The sequence below is a fragment of the Streptomyces anatolicus genome, assembly GCF_019400875.1.
In the GTDB taxonomy this organism is placed as follows: Bacteria; Actinomycetota; Actinomycetes; order Streptomycetales; family Streptomycetaceae; genus Streptomyces; species Streptomyces anatolicus.
Genome location: NZ_WMBF01000525.1, coordinates 1 through 4122, shown reverse-complemented (window position 1 = coordinate 4122; position 4122 = coordinate 1). Strand labels below are relative to the sequence as shown.

Below are 4122 nucleotides of genomic sequence, written 5' to 3'. Positions count from 1 at the left end.
TGGCAGAGGCGGGTGTGGTGGGCTCAGGCATGGGGGGAACGTAGCAGCGGCTGCCCCGGGGGGCGCCCGCCATTTTCGCGCCGGTGGGCGGTGGCCGGCACCGCCCCCCTGTCCCATGGAGCCTCTACACTGAGCGCCGACGGACTCCCGGCAGGCGAGGGGTGGTTGACGGTGCGTAAGGCGTGGCTGCTCGCGGCCGTCGGCTCCACGGGTGCTCTCAGTTTCATCGCGCTGCTCGTCGTCGGGACGTATATGGCCGCGGGGAGCATCGCCAGTGGCGCGAGCGGTGGGTCCGTGGGGCTCGCCAAGGGTGCCGTGCCCGCGAGTTACCAGTCCCTCGTCCAGAAGTGGGGCAACCTCTGCAAGGCCATCAACCCCGCGCTGCTCGCCGCCCAGCTCTACCAGGAGAGCGGCTTCAACCCGCGCGCGACGAGCCCGGCGAAGGCGCAGGGGATAGCGCAGTTCATCCCCGGCACCTGGGCCTCGCACGGGCTCGACGGTGACGGTGACGGTGACCGCGACGTCTGGGATCCCAAGGACGCCATCCCCTCCGCGGCCTCGTACGACTGCAAGCTCGCGGGCTATGTGAAGGACGCCCCGGGCGACCCCACGAAGAACATGCTCGCCGCGTACAACGCGGGCGCGTACGCCGTCCTCAAGTACGGGGGCGTGCCGCCGTACCGCGAGACGCAGAACTACGTGAAGACCATCACCACCCTCCAGAAGAGCTTCGCCCGGCCCGTCGGCCGTGTGCAGCCCTCGCAGCAGGCGGCCGCGGCGATCGCCTTCGCGCAGAAGAAGCTCGGCACCCCCTACCTGTGGGGCGGCAACGGCACGCCCGAGCAGAACGGCCGCTTCGACTGCTCCGGCCTCACCCTCGCCGCCTACCGCACCGTCGGCGTCACGCTGCCGCGCGTCGCCAACGACCAGTACAACGCGGGGCCGCACCCCAAGCGAGACGAGCTGCTCCCCGGTGACCTGGTCTTCTTCTCCGACGACCTCACCAATTCACGCGCCATCCGGCACGTCGGCATCTACGTCGGCGGGGGCTACATGATCAACGCCCCGCGCGCCGGCGCCGTGATCCGCTTCGACCCGATCGACACGCCGGACTATTTTGGCGCGACTCGTGTCACGGACGAGGGCGCCAAGGCGGCACCGGTCAAGCCCACAGCCGTCTGAGGGGGGCGCGGGCAGGGGCGTGCGGAGGGCGCACGCACGGTGTGACGTGGCTTGAACTCTCCGTTAAAAAGCTCCCCTGAGCTGCGGTGATGTGTCTCTCTTCGGTAACGTCTGAGTGATCTTTCGGTGGAGAGTGGAACGTAGGGGTGGGGACCAGGCGTTCCCTTGACTGGACCGACCGCGGGGGTTGATGGAAGGGCGCATGGAAAAGTGCGCCCATGGGCTAGGAGACAAGGGGCCGCAGCGCCATGGCTGGACTGGAGGAATCCGGGTCGAACCCCGACATCGGCCTGCTCTACGACATCAACGGCCTGACGCGGGAGACCCCGCAGTGGCTCGACAGCGCCATGGCGTTCGTCGGTGAGTACGGCCTGCTGCTCGCCCTCGTACTGCTCGTGGTGTGGTGCTGGTGGGGCCAGCGGAAGCGGGGCGCCCTCGACGACGCCGCCTCGTCGGTCGCCGCCGTCGTCTGGGCGCCGCTCGCCGCCGGGATCGCGGTCCTCGTCAACGTACCCATCAGAGGTTTCGTCGAGCGCCCCCGCCCCTTCCGTGACCACAGCGGCATCGATGTCCTGGTCGACGGCAAGGACGACTTCTCCTTCGTCAGCGACCACGCCACGCTCGCCATGGCCATCGGCGCCGGACTCTTCGTCGCCAACCGCAAGTTCGGGTTCGCGGGCCTCGCGCTCGCCGCCCTGGAGGGCTTCTGCCGCGTCTTCATGGGCGTGCACTACCCGACGGACGTCATCGGCGGGTTCGCGCTCGGCACGGCCGTCGCCCTGCTTCTCTCCCCGCTCGCCATGGCGCTGCTCACCCCGCTCGCCAAGGCGATCGGCCGCTCGCGGTACGGGGGTTGGCTGGTGTGGGACCGCCGGGTCGGGCCGGTGTCCGCCGCCCCGCTGAGCGGGACGGCCGCGCCCTCCGAGGCCGCCCCGGACCCCGACGAGCGGGACCTCGCGGCCTAGGAGGCGTGGACGGCCCCGCGGCCCAGGAGGCGTGGAGGGCTGCGGCAGGCTCAGAGTGCCTGCGGGAAGTCGAAGAAGCGGCTCGGGTCGTACTGCTTCTTGAGCTTCTTCAGACGCGGCGCCGCCGCCCCGTAGTACGCCTCGCGCCAGTTCGTCAGCGTCGAGTCCGTGTAGTTCTGGTAGGCCGCGCCCGACGCGTACCGCCCCATCGCCCCATGCGCCGCTTTCAGCCACGCCCGCGCCGGTGAGCCCGATATCCCCGCGCGCCACGACGCGATGTACTGCGCCAGCATCCGCGAGCGGCGGTGCACGAACGCCGTCGCCGTCGGGTCGACGCGGTTGATCGCGCCGCCGAGCGCGGTGAGCGCGATGCTGCCCGCGCTCGCGCCCCTCACGTTCTCGATCTGCGACAGCAGCGCGCGGATGCCGGCGGCCGACAGCGAGCGGTCGAAGAAGTCGGAGGCCGCCGCGTACGTCTCGCGCTGCAGGGCGCCCGTCGGAGTACGGCCCGGCGTCGAACCGGGCAGATGGCACTGGGCGTCCGTGGCGAACGACGAGCAGCCCGCGTACACCTCCATCGCCTCCTCGTACGCACGCCGCTTCAGGGAGACGCTGCGCGCGGGGGCGCCGATCCTGTCGGCGAGGCGGTCGACGGCGTTCTGCAGTTCGCCGTACGTGCCGAGCGAGAAGCAGGCGACGGAGACGGTCGGGGTGCCGCCCGGGGTGTTCGCCAGGTGCGCGGACGACCAGATCTCGTCCGGCTGGTCCGGGCCCCACTCCTGCCACGCCTTGATGACCGCGGCCGCCTTCGACCAGGGCCAGGTCATGTACGCGGAGACCGCCCGGGGCGCGGTGTGCGTGCGGTACGACAGCTCGGTGACGACGCCGAACTGGCCGTTGCCCGCGCCGCGCAGCGCCCAGAACAGCTCCTTGTGCTCCGACTTGGAGGCGGTGAGCTGCTTGCCGTCCGCCGTGACGAGGGTGGCGGAGGTGAGACTGTCGCAGGTCAGGCCGTACGCCCGGGAGACGACGCCGTGGCCGCCGCCGAGAGTGAGCCCCGATATGCCGACGGTCGGGCAGGAGCCGGCGGGGATCGTCACGCCCTTCGCGGCGAGCGTGCGGTAGACGTCGATCAGCTTGGCGCCGCCGCCGATCGTGGCCGTCGTACCGCTCGCCCGTATCTTGCTCAGCTTCGATACGTCGATGATCAGTCGCCCGGTGCCGGAGGACCAACCCGCGTACGAGTGGCCGCCGTTGCGGATCGCCACCGGGGTGCGGTGGGCGCGGGCGTACGCCAGGGCGGTGCGGATGTCGTCGGGGTGGGCGACGTAGGCGACGGCGGTGGGCCTCAGGTCGTCGAAGCGGGTGTTGTAGAGCTGGCGGGCCGCCGCCCACTTGGCCTCGCCGGGCCGCACGAGGGTGCCGTCGAGGTCCTTGGCGAGGGCCTTGAGGGACGCGGGGGCGCTGGCGGCGGCGCTGGAGGTCCTGAGGGGCGTACTGGTGCCGGTGCCTGCGGCGGTTCCGGTGGTGCGGGATGCCGTGCCCGCGCCCGTGCCCGCGTCCGGGCCGCCGCTGGTGCAGCCCGCGACGGTGGCCGCGGCCAGCGTGGCGGCCGTGCCGGGCAGCGGCACCAGCACGATGCTGTCCACGGACAACGGACGTGGCAGCGAGGCGGTGCGCGGTTCGAACGGTTCGATGCGATACCAGCCGACCGCCACGCTGTCGGACGGGTTGTAGGTCAGGCGCGGCAGCGGCGACACGAAAGCCGCCCAGGCCAGCGCAGCGAGGCCGCAGGCGGTCAGGCCCGCCAGCACGAGACGAGCGCGCAGGCGCGAGAGAGGACACGGCGACGCGGATGAAGTGGAAACGGTCGTCATGACAGCACCTTTCCGGCGAGCCAGGCGGCGTGCCGCTCGATGCTGTATTCGGGCAGCGGCAGGCGCGCCGCGAGACGGTTGCCCAGCGTGCGCCAGTA

At 71.5% G+C, this 4122-nt stretch carries 4 protein-coding genes; 2 read left to right on the top strand and 2 right to left on the bottom strand.

The genetic code is table 11. From position 1 onward, the window contains the following. The first annotated feature begins 171 nt into the window (after window positions 1-171). Window positions 172-1182 carry a C40 family peptidase gene (locus GKQ77_RS28830; RefSeq protein WP_219691945.1) on the top strand — a complete coding sequence of 337 codons (1011 nt, stop codon included), beginning with the start codon at window positions 172-174 and terminating at the stop codon, window positions 1180-1182. A 248-nt stretch (window positions 1183-1430) separates the two neighbouring features. Beyond that, window positions 1431-2147, top strand: a complete 717-nt coding sequence (locus GKQ77_RS28825; RefSeq protein ID WP_219691940.1) for a phosphatase PAP2 family protein — start codon at window positions 1431-1433, stop codon at window positions 2145-2147. A 50-nt stretch (window positions 2148-2197) separates the two neighbouring features. Here the strand turns inward: GKQ77_RS28825 and GKQ77_RS28820 are convergent, their stop codons facing one another. Together GKQ77_RS28820 and GKQ77_RS34200 are read right to left on the bottom strand one after the other, a co-directional pair. Beyond that, the gene (locus GKQ77_RS28820; protein ID WP_258022141.1) at window positions 2198-4024 is read right to left on the bottom strand and encodes an FAD-binding oxidoreductase; all 1827 of its coding nucleotides are present in this window, start codon (window positions 4022-4024) and stop codon (window positions 2198-2200) included. Then, window positions 4021-4110: a hypothetical protein gene (locus tag GKQ77_RS34200; protein WP_443728929.1), complete on the bottom strand. Its 90-nt coding sequence runs from the start codon at window positions 4108-4110 to the stop codon at window positions 4021-4023. The genes GKQ77_RS28820 and GKQ77_RS34200 overlap by 4 nt, the downstream gene beginning before the upstream one ends. Window positions 4111-4122 lie beyond the last annotated feature (12 nt).

What these genes read in the sequence shown, in the direction of transcription:
- GKQ77_RS28825 (WP_219691940.1), top strand. Translation starts at nt 1,431, where the DNA reads ATGGCTGGACTGGAGGAATCCGGGTCGAACCCCGACATCGGCCTGCTC.
- GKQ77_RS28820 (WP_258022141.1), bottom strand. Translation starts at nt 4,024, where the DNA reads ATGACGACCGTTTCCACTTCATCCGCGTCGCCGTGTCCTCTCTCGCGC.